The organism is Desulfuromonas sp. CSMB_57 (assembly GCF_020194955.2).
Lineage (GTDB): Bacteria > Desulfobacterota > Desulfuromonadia > Desulfuromonadales > Syntrophotaleaceae > JAFCIY02.
In genome coordinates, this window is record NZ_JAFCIY020000006.1 from 230,299 (window position 1) to 244,838 (window position 14,540).

Genomic DNA, 14,540 nt, shown 5'->3' on the forward strand with positions numbered 1-14,540 from the left:
GCGCTAGCCGATGACGATCAGCGCAAAATAATAAACCAAGGGAAAAACGAACAGCAGACTGTCGAGACGATCCAGCAGGCCGCCGTGGCCCGGCAGCAGGTTTCCCGAATCCTTGACCTGCCAGCAACGCTTGAGCAGAGACTCGAACAGATCGCCCAAGGGGGCCACCACTCCGATCAGCAACCCCAGGACCACCAGGGCAGGCCAGGACACAAAAGGGAAGAAGGTTCGCTGTGCGGCCAAGGCGGCAAGCAGGCAACCGAGCAGCCCGCCGACGGCACCTTCGACGCTCTTGTTGGGACTGACAAGGGGATAAAGCTTGCGCCGCCCGAAGTTGATGCCGGTGAAATAAGCCGCGGTATCGCTGCTCATGACCAGCAGCAGGAGCAGCAGGATCCAGCGTTCTCCATGCGGCAAGGTACGCAGCAACCCGAGATAGCCCAGGGGCAGAGTAATGTACAGGAAGCCGAACCCAAGGAGTGCCATGTCGACGCCGGAACGCTCCAAGGGCCGGCAGCGCAGCAGGACCAGCAAAGCCAAGGCAAACAGCAGCAACAGCAAGCCGCCTTGAAACCACGCCCACTCCCCTCTGGCCAGAGGCCAGACCAGCACTGCGCCGCCAACCAGGGCGAACCGTCCTTCCCTCTTGCGGGAGGCCGGCAGGGCCATGTGATAGAATTCATATAAAGCACGACCGGCCAAGATGCAGGCCAGCCCATGCACCGCGGCCACAGGAGCCCAGAGGACAAAAGCGACCACCATGGGCAGCAGCAGCGCACCGGTAATGATTCGAGATTTGATAACGGCCTCCCTCGACCTGAACCCGGGATGTTCATGAGACTGCGCCGCCAAACCGGCCCATCTCCATCAGAGCAAACCAAACGCCAAAAGCGTCAGCCTTGAGCCGGCTTGGCACGGTCGGTTGTCACCGCGAACGCCATGAAAAATCCGGGTCAATTGTCCGGTTGCACCTGCCTGGCCGTCAGGCCGAACCGCCGCTGCCGCCGGCCAAACTCCCGCAGGGCCTGACGCAACTGCGCGGGCCCGAAGTCAGGCCAGAGCACTTCGGTGAAATACAGTTCGGTGTAGGCCAACTGCCAGAGCAGAAAATTACTGATGCGCATCTCGCCGCTGGTTCGGATCAACAGATCCGGCTCCGGCATGCCGGCGGTATCGAGCACCTGAGTCAAATGGTCCTCATCGATCTGGTTCGGCTGCAACAGTCCTTGCCCGACCGCCTCGGCCAGGCGCCGTACCGCCCTCAGGATTTCATCCCGACTGCCATAGGATAGGGCCAGGGTCAGCACCATATCGCTGTTGTGAGCGGTTCGGGCCATGGTCGCTTCCAAGGTCGAACGAACCCCGGAGGGCAGTTGGCGGATATCCCCGATGACCCGCAGCCGAATGTTCTGCGCCAGCAGGCTGTCGAGTTCCTGGGCGAGGAAGCGGTTGAGCAACTCCATGAGGGAACGCACCTCGTCGGCCGGCCGACCCCAGTTCTCCGAGCTGAAGGCGTAGAGGGTCAGAAACCGAATTCCCAGTCGACGGCACTCCTCCACCATCGCCTTGGCCGCCTCCACCCCATGGTGATGGCCCAGAATGCGCGGCAGCTGGCGTTGCTCGGCCCAGCGACCGTTACCGTCCATGATGATGGCGAGATGTTCAGGCACACGCATGCCGCTGTCCAGTTCCAGGTTCTTCACGCCTTATGTAAAATTGCAACGTTACCATAACGCCGAATTACCGGCAACACTTGCAAACAGCGGCCGGCGCAAAACATTCGTCCGGCCGGAAAAAAAAGGGCGCCGCTGGGGACGCCCTTCTGCCAAACCGATATCCAGGCGGCCGCCTGTTGGCCGAACCGCATCAAATCTCCATGATTTCCTTTTCCTTGACGACGACCACCTCATCGACTTTTTTAACGAACTGGTCGGTCAGGTCCTGAACTTCCTTTTCGCCCCGCTTCTGCTCGTCTTCGCTGATTTCCTTGTCCTTCTGCAGCTTTTTGAAACCGTCGTTGGCGTCCCTGCGGTTATTCCGGATGGCCACCTTGGTCTCTTCTCCCATCTTGCGCACCGCCTTGACCATCTCCTTGCGCCGCTCTTCGGTGAGGGGCGGGATGACGATGCGCACCAGGACACCGTCCGAGGACGGATTCAAGCCCAAATCGGATTTAAGGATGGCCTTTTCGATGGCCGGCAGCAGATTTTTCTCCCAGGGCTGAATGGTAATCAGGCGCGGTTCGGGAACCGCCAGGGTCCCGACCTGGCTCAACGGCGTCGGAGTACCGTAATAATCGACCCGCACCTCGTCCAGCAGCGCCGTCGAAGCGCGACCGGTGCGCACCCGGGTCAGATCCTTCTTCAGGGCTTCGATGGCTTTTTCCATGTTGTTGCGGGATTTCTTTATGACATCATTATACATGACAGTCATTCTCCTTTAACAATGGTGCCGATATCCTCACCAAGAACCGCCCGCTTGATATTGCCGCGGCGGGACAACTGGAAGACGACGATGGGCAAATCGTTGTCCATACACAGGGAGGTAGCGGTGGCGTCCATAACCTTGAGCCCTTTTTTCAACACGTCGAGATAGCTCAGCTCATGGAATTTGACCGCGGTTTGATCCTTGCAGGGATCCGCGCTGTACACTCCATCGACTTTGGTCGCCTTGAGAATGACTTCGGCGCCGATTTCCATGGCCCGCAGACTCGCTGCCGTATCGGTGGTGAAATAGGGGTTGCCGGTACCGCCGCCGAGGATCACTACCCGACCCTTTTCCAGATGGCGCACGGCCCGGCGCCGGATGTAGGGTTCGGCCACTTCACGCATTTCGATGGCGGTCTGCACGCGGGTCATGACGCCGATCTGCTCCAAGGCGTCCTGGAGAGCCAGGCTGTTCATGATGGTAGCCAGCATGCCCATGTAATCGGCCCCGGCACGATCCATGCCACTCGCTGCGGCGGCCATGCCGCGGAAGATATTCCCCCCACCGATGACCACCGCGACCTGGACCCCCAGTTCAACGACCTCCCGGATTTCAGCGGCGATGTCGGCAATGACCTGAGGATCGATGCCGAAGCCTCGATCCCCGGCCAGAGCCTCGCCACTCAGCTTGAGAAGAATGCGACGATATTTTGGTTCAGGTTCCACCATGGCAGTATCCAGCCTATTTGGTCATTGCTGCGACTTCAGCCGCAAAGTCGTCTTCCCTTTTTTCCAGACCTTCGCCGAGTTGGAGGCGGACATAAGCCTTCAACTCAACCGGTGCCCCCACTTCCTTGGCCACGGCGGCCACAATTTGGGCTACCTTCTGATCGGGGTCGATGACAAAAGCCTGTTCCAGCAGACAAATTTCACCGAAGTACTTGTTAACCTGGCCTTCGATGATTTTGTCCACGATGTTGGCCGGCTTGCCGCTGGCCAGCGCTTTCTCGCGCATGATGCCCTTTTCCCGCTCAAGCTCCTCGGCCCGAACCTCATCCCGGCAGAGATATTGGGGATTGGCCGCCGCGACATGCATGGCCAGATTGTGCCCGAGGGCCGCGATCCGCTCATCATCTGCCGCCGGAGTCTCCAAAGCGACCAGCACGCCGATCTTGCCTGCGCCATGGACATAGCAGGCGACCAGGCCGGAGGCCACTTCCAGACGGCTGAAGCGGCGCACATTGATGTTCTCGCCAATGGTGGCGATCTGGTGGGTCTGCTCTTCAGCGACGGTGCGGCCCGTACCGGGATAGTCTGCAGCCAGCAGAGCTGCCAGGTCAGCCGGAGCAGCCAACTGCACAGCCTTCACCACACCGTCGACAAAATTCTGGAAGTTTTCATTTTTGGCGACAAAATCGGTTTCGGCATTGACCTCGGCAACCACGCCGCAGCCCTGCCCGCCCTGACCGGCCACCAAACCTTCGGCCGCCACCCGGCCGGCTTTTTTTGCCGCCGCGGAAAGGCCCTTCTTACGCAGAATGTCGACCGCCGCCTCCATATCGCCCTGGGCCTCGGTCAGTGCCTTTTTGCAATCCATCATGCCGGCACCGGTCTTGGTGCGCAACTCGGAAACCATCGCTGCTGTGATATTCACCTGTATTCCCTCCTCGTGCTGCAGCTTCGGCAAGGCTGCCGGCCCTCCCGAAGCCGTCGGGACATCCCCGGATATGCGAGAAAAAGGCGGCCAGTCAACCCGGCCGCCTGGTTCAAATCAAGTCGCGCCGAACCTTAGGCGTCGGCCGCGGACTCCTCGGCCGCTGCCTCGGCCAGTTTTTCCGCCTCGGCGCCGGCCATTTCAGCCCCGTCCACATCGGAACGCAGGGCTACTTCCCGGTCCTGCGAACCTTCCACGCAAGCATCGGCCATTTTGGAAGCGAACAGGCGGATGGCGCGGATGGCGTCGTCATTGCCGGGGATGATGTAATCCACTTCGTCCGGATCGCAGTTGGTGTCCACGACGGCAACCACGGGAATGCCCAACTTGCGGGCTTCCTTGACGGCAATGGCTTCTTTTTTCGGATCGATGACGAAGATGGCGCCGGGCAGTTTGTTCATACCCTTGATGCCGCCCAGGGTTTTTTCAAGCTTCTCCCGTTCGCGCTCCAGACCGAGGGCTTCTTTCTTGGTCAGCAATTGGTAGGTGCCGTCCTGGGACATGGTTTCGATCTTCTTCAGACGCTCAATGCTCTTTTTGATGGTGGAAAAGTTCGTCAGCATGCCGCCCAACCAGCGGTTGTCGACAAAAAACTGGCCCGCCCGCAGGGTTTCCTCGCGGATGGCGTCCTGGGCCTGCTTTTTGGTGCCGACGAAAAGGACCTTGTCGCCGTTTTGCACCGTCTGCCGCAAGAAGCTGTAGGCATCCCTGAAGTAGCGTACGGTCTTCTGCAGATCGATGATATAGATGCCGTTGCGAGCCCCAAAAATATAGGGCTTCATCTTGGGGTTCCAGCGCTTGGTCTGATGGCCGAAATGGACCCCGGCCTCCAGCAGTTGTTTCATGGAAATCTGTGCCACGTTGATGCTCCTTTTCCGATTGGTTGTTGCCTCCGCATCCGGTCGGCCCCGCGGGCCCTCCATCACCATGATGGGCACCAGCACCGCAGGTCGGGATGCGTGCGTTATGTGAACGCCAATACGTACCATGGAAGAACTGCCATGGCAAGCCTAAAATCCCTCTTAATCCCGGTTTACAGGCGCCCGCAACTGTATTAACATGCCGGGCCATGTCCTCCTTTCGCCTGTATCGTTATTTTTTGCGGGAAGCCTCGGCGCCCATGGTTCTCGGCCTGACGGTGCTGACCCTGGTGCTCCTCATGGGCCGCCTGCTGCGCCTGATGGAACTGGTTGTCAACAAGGGCGTCCCGCTGCGGGAAATACTCACGCTGGTGGCCTGCCTGCTGCCCGGTTTCCTCATCGTCAGTTTGCCGCTGTCTTTTCTTTTGGGAATCATGATGGGGTTTGGACGCCTGTCGGCGGACGGCGAAATCCTGGCCATGAAATCGAGCGGCATCGGCCTGTGGTCCATGACCAAGCCGATTCTCGGCCTTGGTCTGCTGGTCTCCCTGATGACCGCCGGCTTGACCACCACCCTCAAACCCATCGGCGAGCGGGTCTTCCGGCAACGTCTGTTTCAAATCACCACCAGCCGTGCCAACATCGGCATCATGCCGCAGATCTTCAACAATGAATTTCCGGGACTGGTGCTTTACGCCAACGAAGCCGACGAACGCAGCGGCATCATGACCGGTGTATTCATCTCCGACGAACGTGCCGATGCCATGCCCAGCCTGATTCTGGCCCGAACCGGCCAGGTTCTGTCCAATCCCCGGGATCTGACCTTGACCCTGCGGCTTGAAAACGGCACCCTGCACCGCCAGTCGCGGCAGGCTTCGGGCCGTTCCTTTCAGGTGATCGGCTTTGCCACCTACGACATCAATCTCGATCTGACACCGACCGGCAACAGCCTGGAACAGGGCGAAGTGAAGCAGAAGGAAATGAAGCTGGATGACCTGCATCGTGCCTTGAAAAAATCGCCTGCCGCCGAAGAGCGACGGCAACTCAGGGTCGACTTTCATGAACGCTTGAGCCTCGCCGTGGCTCCCCTGCTGTTCGCCCTGCTTGGCGCTCCCCTCGGCATCCAGCCGTTGCGTTCCGGGCGCGGCAGCGGCTTTGCCGTCGGCCTGCTCGTCTTTCTGACCTATTACCTGCTTCACTCCCTGGCCAATACCCTGACCAGCGAAGGCGCCTTGCCCGTCTTTGCCCTTTGGCTGCCGAATCTGCTGTTCCTGCTGGCAGCCCTGGTCACCTGGCACCGCGCCAATCAGGAGCGCCCCTTGCCCCTGGCAGCTACCTGCGGCCATATTGCCGGCTGGCTGGCCGAGCGCCTGCGCCGGTGGGAGAAGCCATCTTGAAACTCATTCAGCGTTACCTGCTCGACATCTTCCTGCGGCGTTTCGCCCTGGCCCTGGCGGTTTTTGTGGGCCTCTACCTGCTCATCGAATTCTTCGAACGAGTCGACAACTTCATCGAGCACCAAGCCGCTCCGTCCCTGTATGTCGCCTACTTTCTCAACAAAATCCCCTTGATCATCAGCCAGGTCTCCCCCCTCGCCTGCCTGATGGGCGTGTTCATGACCCTGGGCGGCCTGAACCGCAGCAATGAATTGGCGGCCATGCAGGCCGGCGGCATCAGCCTGCGGCGCATCGTCGCCCCCATGTTGCTGTTCGCCGTCGGCATGACCCTGCTGATGCTGGCGGCCAACGAATACCTGGTGCCGGAAACGGTCCGGAAATCGAACTACATTTTGCGCTCCCGGGTGGCCGGGCGGCCGAGCGCCGTTTTTCGCCGCGACAATATCTGGCTGCGGGAAGGCCAGAAAATCATCCATATCCGCCTGGCGGAACCGGAAATCCAATCCCTGCAAGGTGTCACCATTTTGCAATTTGATGAACTCTTCCGGGTTCAGCAACGCACCGACGCCATGTCCGCCATTTATGCGGAGCGGGGATGGCAGGCCCGGGAGGTCACCGAACGTCAATTTGCAGTGCAGACCGGCGATCTGCTGGAAGAGCGGCGACTACCTGAAAGACCTTTGGCCCTGGCTCTGGTTCCGGACGATTTCCGGGTGCCCGGCAACCGCCGCAACGAAGACCTGACCATCAGCGAACTGGCCAGATTGGCCTCCAAACTGAAAAAAGAGGGCTATAATCCCCTACGCTTCCAAGTCGACATGCATGCACGGATTGCCGGCCCCTTTGCCAATATCATCATGGCGTTTTTGGCCGTGCCCTTTGCCATCCGTAAAGGCCGGGGCATCAGCCTGGGCCTCGGAATCGCCCTGAGTATCGGCATCGGCACCACCTATTTCATCGTCCATGCGGCTTTGCTTGCCTTCGGCTATTCCGCGACCTTTCCGCCGCTGGTGGCAGCCTGGGCCGCCAACCTGCTCTTTGTTCTGGCTGCCGCCTGGCTGTTTCTGACCACGGACACCTGAGGACGCGAGGCAATGCTGCGGGAGTTCCCCTCTCTCAGAACAAGAGGGGACGGGGGAGATGGGATCCCGGCGGGATCGGAAGAGGTGTTCATGAGCGCAAAACGACAGGTCGCTGCGCAATTCAAGCGCCCGCCTGTCCGTCCGGTCATCGACCGGCCGCCGGCTTTCTGTGCCAGGCCCAGGCCGTCTCCAGAATCTGTTGAATGTTCCCGAAGGCCGGCTGCCAGGCCAGAGCCGTGCGAGCCAGGGTTGCATCCGCCACCAGCACCGGAGGATCACCAGCCCGCCGCGGCTGCCATTCAAAGGGGATGGAGGTACCGGTGACCTGCTCTGCCGCACGGATAATCTCCAGGATGGAAAAGCCCCGGCCATTGCCCAGATTGAAACCATGGGCGCCCGGTTCCCGGTCCATGAAATGCAAAGCCTGCAGATGCGCCCGGCAAAGATCATGGACATGAATGTAATCACGCACGCAGGTGCCGTCCGGAGTCGGATAATCGCTGCCGAAAATCTTCAACCCACGACCCGGATCCAGGACCGCTTTGAGAACGTTGGGAATCAGATGGGTTTCCGGGTCGTGCTCTTCACCCAGGGCCGCATCCGGATCGGCCCCGGCGGCGTTGAAATAGCGCAGACTGACGGAATGCAGCCCATAAGCGACGGCATAATCACGCAACACGTGCTCGACCATCAATTTGGTCTCACCGTAGGGATTGATGGGCTGTTGGGGGTGGGATTCATCGATCCGGTCTGCAACCGGATTGCCGAAGGTAGCGGCCGAGGAGGAAAAAACGAATCGTTTCACCCCGGCGGCACGCATGGCATCGAGCAGGTTCAAGGTTCCGACGACGTTGTTACGGTAATATTGCGCCGGCTGCCGGACCGATTCTCCAACCAGGGATTTGGCGGAAAAATGCATGACCGCGTCAAAGCTCTGCGCTGCAAACAGCTGCCTCAGTCCTGCTTCATCAAGCAGATCTCCCACGACCAGCCGACCGCCATGCACGGCCCAGGCATGCCCGGTGGACAGGTTGTCGAAGGTGGTAACCTCGTATCCTTCCCCGACCAGCATTTTGACCATGTGCGAACCGATGTAACCGGCACCGCCGCACACCAGAATATGCATGCCCCCTCCTCTCCAATGCCGACGTTTTGAAGGCTGCTACGGCCGCAGACTGCCGAAGTAATCCCGGTACCAGGCTACGAACCGGGCCACACCCTCTTCAATGCTGGTTGCCGGTCTGAAGCCGACATCCCGGTTCAGGTCATCCACATCGGCGTAGGTGGCCGGCACGTCCCCGGGCTGCATGGGCAGATAGTTTTTATCCGCCTTCCGGCCCAGAGCATTTTCCAGCACCTCGATGAGATGCAGCAATTCGACGGGGTTGTTATTGCCGATGTTGTAAAGCCGGTAAGGTGCGGCACTGGTGCCGGGATCGGGATGATTGCCGTTCCATTGGGGATTGGGCGCCGCGGTATGATCCAGGGTGCGCACCACCCCTTCGACGATATCATCGATAAAGGTAAAATCCCGACGCATGTGCCCATGATTGAACACGTCGATGGGGCGCCCCTCCAGGATGGCCCGAGTGAACAGGAACAGGGCCATATCCGGACGCCCCCACGGCCCGTAAACGGTAAAAAAGCGCAGCCCGGTCACCGGCAACCCGTACAGGTGCGCATAGGTGTGGGCCATGAGTTCATTGGCTTTTTTGCTGGCCGCATAAAGGGAAACGGGATGATCGACATTGTCGTGGACCGAAAAAGGCATTCGGGTGCTGGCACCGTATACCGATGACGAAGACGCGTACACCAGGTGTTCGACGCCGTTATGACGACAGCCCTCGAGAACATTCAGAAAACCGACCAGGTTGCTGTCCACATAGGCGTGGGGGTTCTGCAACGAGTAGCGCACTCCGGCCTGGGCGGCCAAATTGACCACCCGGTCGAACTTTTCCGAGGCAAACAGCTCGGCCATCGCGGACCGATCCGCGAGGTCCAGCCGCACAAACCGAAAGGCCGGTTGCTCCTGCAACCGGCGAAGGCGGGCTTCCTTGAGGCTGACGTCGTAATAGGTATTGAGGTTGTCCAACCCCACCACCTGGTCGCCCCGCCCGAGCAGGACCTGGGAGAGATGAAAGCCGATAAAGCCGGCAGCGCCGGTTACGAGTATTTTAGCCACAAGTCGACTCCTGAAGCTTTTCCATTGGTTGCCAACACCTCACACTCTTTACCAAGCCGATGCCACCGGAAAGCAGGGCACGTTCCCCTAGGCCGGCGCCTTGCGTGGGAGCCATCCCCAGTCAGCAACAGCGCAGGTCTCAGCCGCGGCGGCCGATTCCCTGATATTCGAAACCGGACTGTTTGACCTGAACCGGTTCGTACTGATTGCGGCCATCGAAAATGATGGGTTGCCGCATAATCTTGTGCATGGCATGGAAGTCAGGGGTCCGGAACGGTTTCCATTCCGTAACCAGCACCAGGGCGTCAACCCCTTGCAATGCATCATATTGGTGGCCGGCCAGCGTCAGGTCCCCCTGCTCGAACCACATTTGGGGCAACTGACGGCGGGCGGCGTCCATGGCCACCGGATCGTAGGCACGCACCTTGGCACCGGCACCGATGAGTTCGTGCAACAGCGTCACGGCGGGGGCTTCCCGCAGATCATCCGTGCCGGGTTTGAAGGCCAGCCCCCAGAGACCGAAAGTCAGGCCGCTGAGATCGTGACCGAAGCGCCGGACAATTTTTTCGAACAACACGCGCCGCTGGCGCTGATTGCGCTCTTCCACGGAGCGCAGCAATTGGGGATCAAAGCGGCTGGCCTGCGCCAGGTGAATCAAGGCCTTGACGTCCTTGGGAAAACAGGACCCACCGTAACCGCAGCCGGGATAGATGAAGGAATAGCCGATACGACTGTCCGAACCGATGCCGCGTCGAACATGTTCCACATCCACCCCCAACAGATCGCAGAGGTTGGCGATCTCGTTGATAAAGGATATCTTGGTGGCCAGCATGGCGTTGGCGGCGTATTTGGTCATTTCCGCGTCGCGCACCCCCATGTAGAGAGTACGATCACTGTTGCGGTTGAAAGGCGCATACAGCTGCCGCATGGTTTCCCGCGCCCGATCGCTGTCGGTGCCGACGATGATCCGATCCGGGCGCATGAAGTCCTCAATGGCCGCGCCTTCCTTGAGAAACTCGGGATTGCTGACCACATCGAACGCAACCTGCAGATTGCGGTCCTCAAGTTGGGCCTGGATGGCGGCACGGACTTTCTCCGCTGTGCCGACGGGAACCGTGGACTTGTCGACAATGACGGCATAGTTCTCCAGCAGGCGCCCAATCTCGCCCGCAACCCCCATCACCTGACTGAGATCGGCGCTGCCGTCGCCGTTGGCGGGCGTGCCGACGGCAATAAAAAACACCTGGCTGTCCGCCATGGCTTCCGCCAGTGAGCAGGTAAAGCGCAATCGCCCTTCCTTGACGTTGCGAATCACCATATCTTCCAACCCCGGTTCATAAATAGGGATTCGTCCCTGGAGCATCTGCGCCACCTTGTCGGGATCGTTGTCGACACAGATGACGGTGTTGCCCATTTCCGCAAAGCAGGTGCCGGTGACCAGACCGACGTAGCCGGTGCCAATGACAGTGAGGTTCATGGATGGTTCCTTTGAAAAGAATCAGCTCGCCTGAAGGCGAAATGGGACTTACGGATTGTAGGCTTGAGCTTTCGCCCGCCACCCTGCAATGGCGGTGGCTACACCGGTCGGCAGGGGATGGTCCTGAAAAACTTCGAGAGAACGAGGGAGATAACGCTTGAGAGCGCGGGAGCTGTGCCCGTCGCTGCCGAAGCAATCATAATGACCGGCGGCGAGATTGCGCAGAGCCTGGCTTTGCACCGGGCGACCATACCAACCCACCAGACTGGAAAGGTTGCCCTGCATCAGGCATCCCATGCCCCGCAGGGAGGAACGCAAGCTGTCGTCCAGCAATGGCTCCCTGACCAAATTGAGGCTACGAAAAGGACGCAGGCGGCCGAGACGCTGACCAAGACGCTGCGCAAAGCCCGGAGGTTCGGACCAATCCAGCAGCGGGCAACGCTCGGGATGGGCCAGCATGGGGGTATAACCCTTGCGAACCAGTTTGAAAAGGCTTTCCTTGACCAATTCAGCATGGATCTGAATCGGCGCTTCGACCAACACCAACCGGGTCTTTCCCAAAGTCTGCAGCGGACCGATCCGATCCGGAAAAAAATCATCCAGATAGTATTCCATGCCGGGCCAGAGTCGCAGGGGAATGCCTGCCCTCTGCAACACCTGTTGCAGTTCGGCAACGGCCTTGACCACCTGCGTCGGGCTGGTCTCATAGGCACCTCGCATGCAATGCGGGGTGCAGTACACCTCCTTGAAGCCGCATTCGGCCAGCACCCGGGCCATGGCCACGGATTCATCGAGGGTGCCGGGGCCGTCGTCCAGGTTGGGCAGCAGGTGGCAATGCCAGTCAATCATAGGGATAAAAGTACCAAAGGTGTGGCGCGGGCATGCCGAGCCGATAGGGGAAAAAGCGTACCCCGGCCGCTCCTTCCAAAAAACCGGAAAAAGCGCCTGCAAACTGCCTGAGGAATGCTCCCCGCCGGCAGTTTGCAAACAGTCATTTACGCCGGAACACGCGACTGAACAGATTGCGAACCCGGTTCATGGGTTCAATTTCGACCTGTTCGTCGCTGTAGTAGCCGTAACCATAACCGTATCCGTAACCATATCCACCATAACGGCCACCATAGTAGCCGGAGCCTTTATGGGCCTTGTCGTTGAACACCAACCCGACCAAGGGTGCACTGACATTACTCAGAATCTCCTTGACCCGGCGGGCGGCCTTTTGCGATACCGCGCCGACTTCCAGCATCCAGACCACCTGGTCGGCTACGGAGGTGAGCACGGTGGCGTCGGTCACCGCCAGCACCGGAGGCGCGTCCAACAGGATGATGTCATAACGGTCTCGCAGTTCGTCGATGAGGCTGTGCATCCGATCCGAACCCAGCAACTCAGCCGGGTTGGGCGGGGTGGTCCCCGCCGGAAGGAAATCCAGCCGGAACAAACCGGTATGCCGGATCACGTCCTCCACCTTAACGTCCCCGACCAGAACTTCGGTGAGGCCGTCACTGCGGGTGCCGCCGAACATGTCTTCCAGGGTCGGCTTGCGCAGGTCGCATCCCACCAGCAATACCCGCTCACCGGTCTGGGCCAGAGTCACGGCCAGATTGCCGGAGAGAGTGGTTTTGCCTTCACCGGGAAATGCGCTGGTTACCAACAGCACCTTCTTTTCCCGACCAAGAGCCGAGAAATGCAGGGCGGTGCGCAGGCTGCGGAACGCCTCGGCGGCGGCGGATTTGGGTTTGAACTGGGCAATCAGAACGCGGCGTTTGGCGCGTTCGACAAACCTTTCGCGCCCCCGCTCCTCTTTGGAATCTTCCAGACCGATAAACGGGATGACCGACAACAGGGGCAAACCGAGCAGACGTTGCGCCGCCTCGCCATCCTTGAGGCTATCGTCCAGATAGTCGAAGAAAAAGGCCAGGCCGAGGCCGGCCATGACTCCCACCACCAGCCCCAACAGCAGGTTTTTCGCCTTTTGCGGCTTCACCGGACGATCCGGTTTTATGGCCGGATCGATGACATTGATGTTGCTGATGGTCGCGGCCCTGGCCAGCCGGGCTTCTTCATGCTTTTGCAGCAAAAAGGTGTAGATATCGGCATTGACCTTGGCGCTCCGGGTCAAGCGGGCCAAATCCCGTTCGGCGGCCGGCAATTGCCGGGCCCGCTCTTCGTAGCCGGCCAATTCCGACTGCAGATCGCTGCTCTGGCGCTCCAACCCGGCCAGCAACTGACGATAGGTGGACAGCATTTTGTGCTGAATCTGGGAAATCTGCCCCTGGATCATTTGCACTTCCGGATGCGCCTCGGTCAGATCGATGAGCAACCGCCGCTTTTCCACCTCAAGCTGGGCCAACCGCCCGGCCATGGAGGAGACCACCGGATCATCCATCAGCACGGCCGGAACATAGCTCTGCTGACGGGACATGGCTTCTTCCAGAGAGGCCACGGCAAATTGCGCCTGGCTGCGACTCAGTTCGACGGCGGCGCGGCCTTTTTCCCGCTCGGTCATCAGTCCCAACAGGCTGGCCGCTTCGCTGCCCAACTCCACCACCCCCGCCGCCTGCTTATAGTTTTCCAAATCCTTTTCAGCCGAATCCAGGTTTTCGCGTACGGTGGTCAACTGCTGAGCAATAAACTCCACCGACTTGTTCGCTTCCTGGGACTTGAGGGCGACGTTACGCTCCAGGTAAATTTCCGCCAGGGCATTGACCACCTGTTGGGCAACCAACGGATCGGTGTGCCGATAGGTTACCTCGATGATATTGGTTCCCTTGCCCACTTCGCTGGCCTTGATCCCATCGCGGAGCGCCTTCACAGGAGCCTGAAAAGGACGAATTTCCAGTTGCAACCGATCCCCTTGGGTGGCGGTCAGTTCGGCCACCAAAAGACTCAGGGGACCCTGCGCAAACAGTCTGCCGACCTGCCCCTCGCCCAGGTTGCGACCGTTGTTGTCCAGAACCTTGAAACGGTTGGCGGCCACGACCTGCAACTCATAGTGCGGCTCCTCGGCGGTGGACACAAACTCCAGCAGTTTCAGGCTGCGTTCCTTGGGTGCGGTGATCTTCCAATCAAGATGGAGCCGCCGGACGACCTCTTCCATGTTGGTACGTGAACGCAGAATTTCAATTTCCGTCTGTACCGGGTTCTCCCGGGTCAGGCCCAGATCGTCCAGCAGACCGGTCCCCTTGACCTTTTCGTCTCGGATATGCAGGGAGGTTTTGGCCTCGTAGAGAGGAGCGGCAAAGAAGGTATACAGGACCACAGCCAGGAAAACCCCGCCCAACCCCCAGAAAAAGGATTTGCGGCGCCGATACAGCACCTGCAGATAGTCCTGAAGATGGACCTCTTCACCCTCCAGGTAGTCCCGGCGGTCCGATTCGTTTACATATTCCATGAATTCATCCC

13 protein-coding genes are annotated in these 14,540 nt (G+C 59.6%); 2 read left to right on the forward strand and 11 right to left on the reverse strand.

Going from position 1 to position 14,540, the window contains the following annotated elements; genetic code table 11:
• Positions 1-3: 3 nt before the first annotated feature.
• The 6 genes from JQN68_RS03065 to rpsB form a co-directional block, all read right to left on the reverse strand.
• Complete coding sequence (locus JQN68_RS03065; protein ID WP_225071756.1) at positions 4-852, reverse strand: phosphatidate cytidylyltransferase; 849 nt, start codon at positions 850-852, stop codon at positions 4-6.
• A 101-nt stretch (positions 853-953) separates the two neighbouring features.
• Entirely contained in the window at positions 954-1,676 is a 723-nt protein-coding gene (gene uppS, locus JQN68_RS03070; protein ID WP_225071755.1) for an undecaprenyl pyrophosphate synthase, read from the reverse strand.
• A 190-nt stretch (positions 1,677-1,866) separates the two neighbouring features.
• Positions 1,867-2,424 carry a ribosome recycling factor gene (frr, locus tag JQN68_RS03075; protein ID WP_225071754.1) on the reverse strand — a complete coding sequence of 186 codons (558 nt, stop codon included), beginning with the start codon at positions 2,422-2,424 and terminating at the stop codon, positions 1,867-1,869.
• 5 nt (positions 2,425-2,429) lie between these two features.
• The gene (gene pyrH / locus JQN68_RS03080; protein WP_225071753.1) at positions 2,430-3,155 is read right to left on the reverse strand and encodes a UMP kinase; all 726 of its coding nucleotides are present in this window, start codon (positions 3,153-3,155) and stop codon (positions 2,430-2,432) included.
• 13 nt (positions 3,156-3,168) lie between these two features.
• Complete coding sequence (gene tsf / locus JQN68_RS03085) at positions 3,169-4,080, reverse strand: translation elongation factor Ts (RefSeq protein ID WP_225071752.1); 912 nt, start codon at positions 4,078-4,080, stop codon at positions 3,169-3,171.
• A 134-nt stretch (positions 4,081-4,214) separates the two neighbouring features.
• On the reverse strand, positions 4,215-5,000 hold the full coding sequence (gene rpsB / locus JQN68_RS03090) for a 30S ribosomal protein S2 (RefSeq protein ID WP_225071751.1): 786 nt from the start codon (positions 4,998-5,000) through the stop codon (positions 4,215-4,217).
• A gap of 209 nt (positions 5,001-5,209) precedes the next feature.
• On the opposite strand from rpsB, the gene lptF reads away from it, so the two are divergent.
• Both lptF and lptG read left to right on the forward strand, forming a co-directional pair.
• Positions 5,210-6,397 carry an LPS export ABC transporter permease LptF gene (gene lptF, locus JQN68_RS03095; RefSeq protein ID WP_225071750.1) on the forward strand — a complete coding sequence of 396 codons (1,188 nt, stop codon included), beginning with the start codon at positions 5,210-5,212 and terminating at the stop codon, positions 6,395-6,397.
• Positions 6,394-7,479 carry an LPS export ABC transporter permease LptG gene (gene lptG / locus JQN68_RS03100; RefSeq protein WP_225071749.1) on the forward strand — a complete coding sequence of 362 codons (1,086 nt, stop codon included), beginning with the start codon at positions 6,394-6,396 and terminating at the stop codon, positions 7,477-7,479. The genes lptF and lptG overlap by 4 nt, the downstream gene beginning before the upstream one ends.
• Before the next feature lie 145 nt (positions 7,480-7,624).
• Here lptG and galE read toward each other — a convergent pair whose 3' ends face one another.
• The 5 genes from galE to JQN68_RS03125 all read right to left on the reverse strand — a co-directional run bounded on the left by galE (position 7,625) and on the right by JQN68_RS03125 (position 14,529).
• Positions 7,625-8,605 (reverse strand): UDP-glucose 4-epimerase GalE, encoded by a 981-nt coding sequence (galE, locus tag JQN68_RS03105; RefSeq protein WP_225071748.1) that lies wholly within the window; start codon positions 8,603-8,605, stop codon positions 7,625-7,627.
• Between the two features lie 36 nt (positions 8,606-8,641).
• Complete coding sequence (locus JQN68_RS03110) at positions 8,642-9,661, reverse strand: NAD-dependent epimerase (protein ID WP_225071747.1); 1,020 nt, start codon at positions 9,659-9,661, stop codon at positions 8,642-8,644.
• Between the two features lie 139 nt (positions 9,662-9,800).
• The gene (locus tag JQN68_RS03115; RefSeq protein ID WP_225071746.1) at positions 9,801-11,138 is read right to left on the reverse strand and encodes a UDP-glucose dehydrogenase family protein; all 1,338 of its coding nucleotides are present in this window, start codon (positions 11,136-11,138) and stop codon (positions 9,801-9,803) included.
• 48 nt (positions 11,139-11,186) lie between these two features.
• Positions 11,187-11,987 (reverse strand): tyrosine-protein phosphatase, encoded by an 801-nt coding sequence (locus JQN68_RS03120; RefSeq protein WP_225071745.1) that lies wholly within the window; start codon positions 11,985-11,987, stop codon positions 11,187-11,189.
• 142 nt (positions 11,988-12,129) lie between these two features.
• On the reverse strand, positions 12,130-14,529 hold the full coding sequence (locus JQN68_RS03125; protein ID WP_225071744.1) for a GumC family protein: 2,400 nt from the start codon (positions 14,527-14,529) through the stop codon (positions 12,130-12,132).
• Positions 14,530-14,540 lie beyond the last annotated feature (11 nt).

What these genes read in the sequence shown, in the direction of transcription:
- uppS (WP_225071755.1), bottom strand. Translation starts at nt 1,676, where the DNA reads ATGCGTGTGCCTGAACATCTCGCCATCATCATGGACGGTAACGGTCGC.
- frr (WP_225071754.1), bottom strand. Translation starts at nt 2,424, where the DNA reads ATGTATAATGATGTCATAAAGAAATCCCGCAACAACATGGAAAAAGCC.
- pyrH (WP_225071753.1), bottom strand. Translation starts at nt 3,155, where the DNA reads ATGGTGGAACCTGAACCAAAATATCGTCGCATTCTTCTCAAGCTGAGT.
- lptF (WP_225071750.1), top strand. Translation starts at nt 5,210, where the DNA reads ATGTCCTCCTTTCGCCTGTATCGTTATTTTTTGCGGGAAGCCTCGGCG.
- galE (WP_225071748.1), bottom strand. Translation starts at nt 8,605, where the DNA reads ATGCATATTCTGGTGTGCGGCGGTGCCGGTTACATCGGTTCGCACATG.
- JQN68_RS03115 (WP_225071746.1), bottom strand. Translation starts at nt 11,138, where the DNA reads ATGAACCTCACTGTCATTGGCACCGGCTACGTCGGTCTGGTCACCGGC.
- JQN68_RS03120 (WP_225071745.1), bottom strand. Translation starts at nt 11,987, where the DNA reads ATGATTGACTGGCATTGCCACCTGCTGCCCAACCTGGACGACGGCCCC.
- JQN68_RS03125 (WP_225071744.1), bottom strand. Translation starts at nt 14,529, where the DNA reads ATGGAATATGTAAACGAATCGGACCGCCGGGACTACCTGGAGGGTGAA.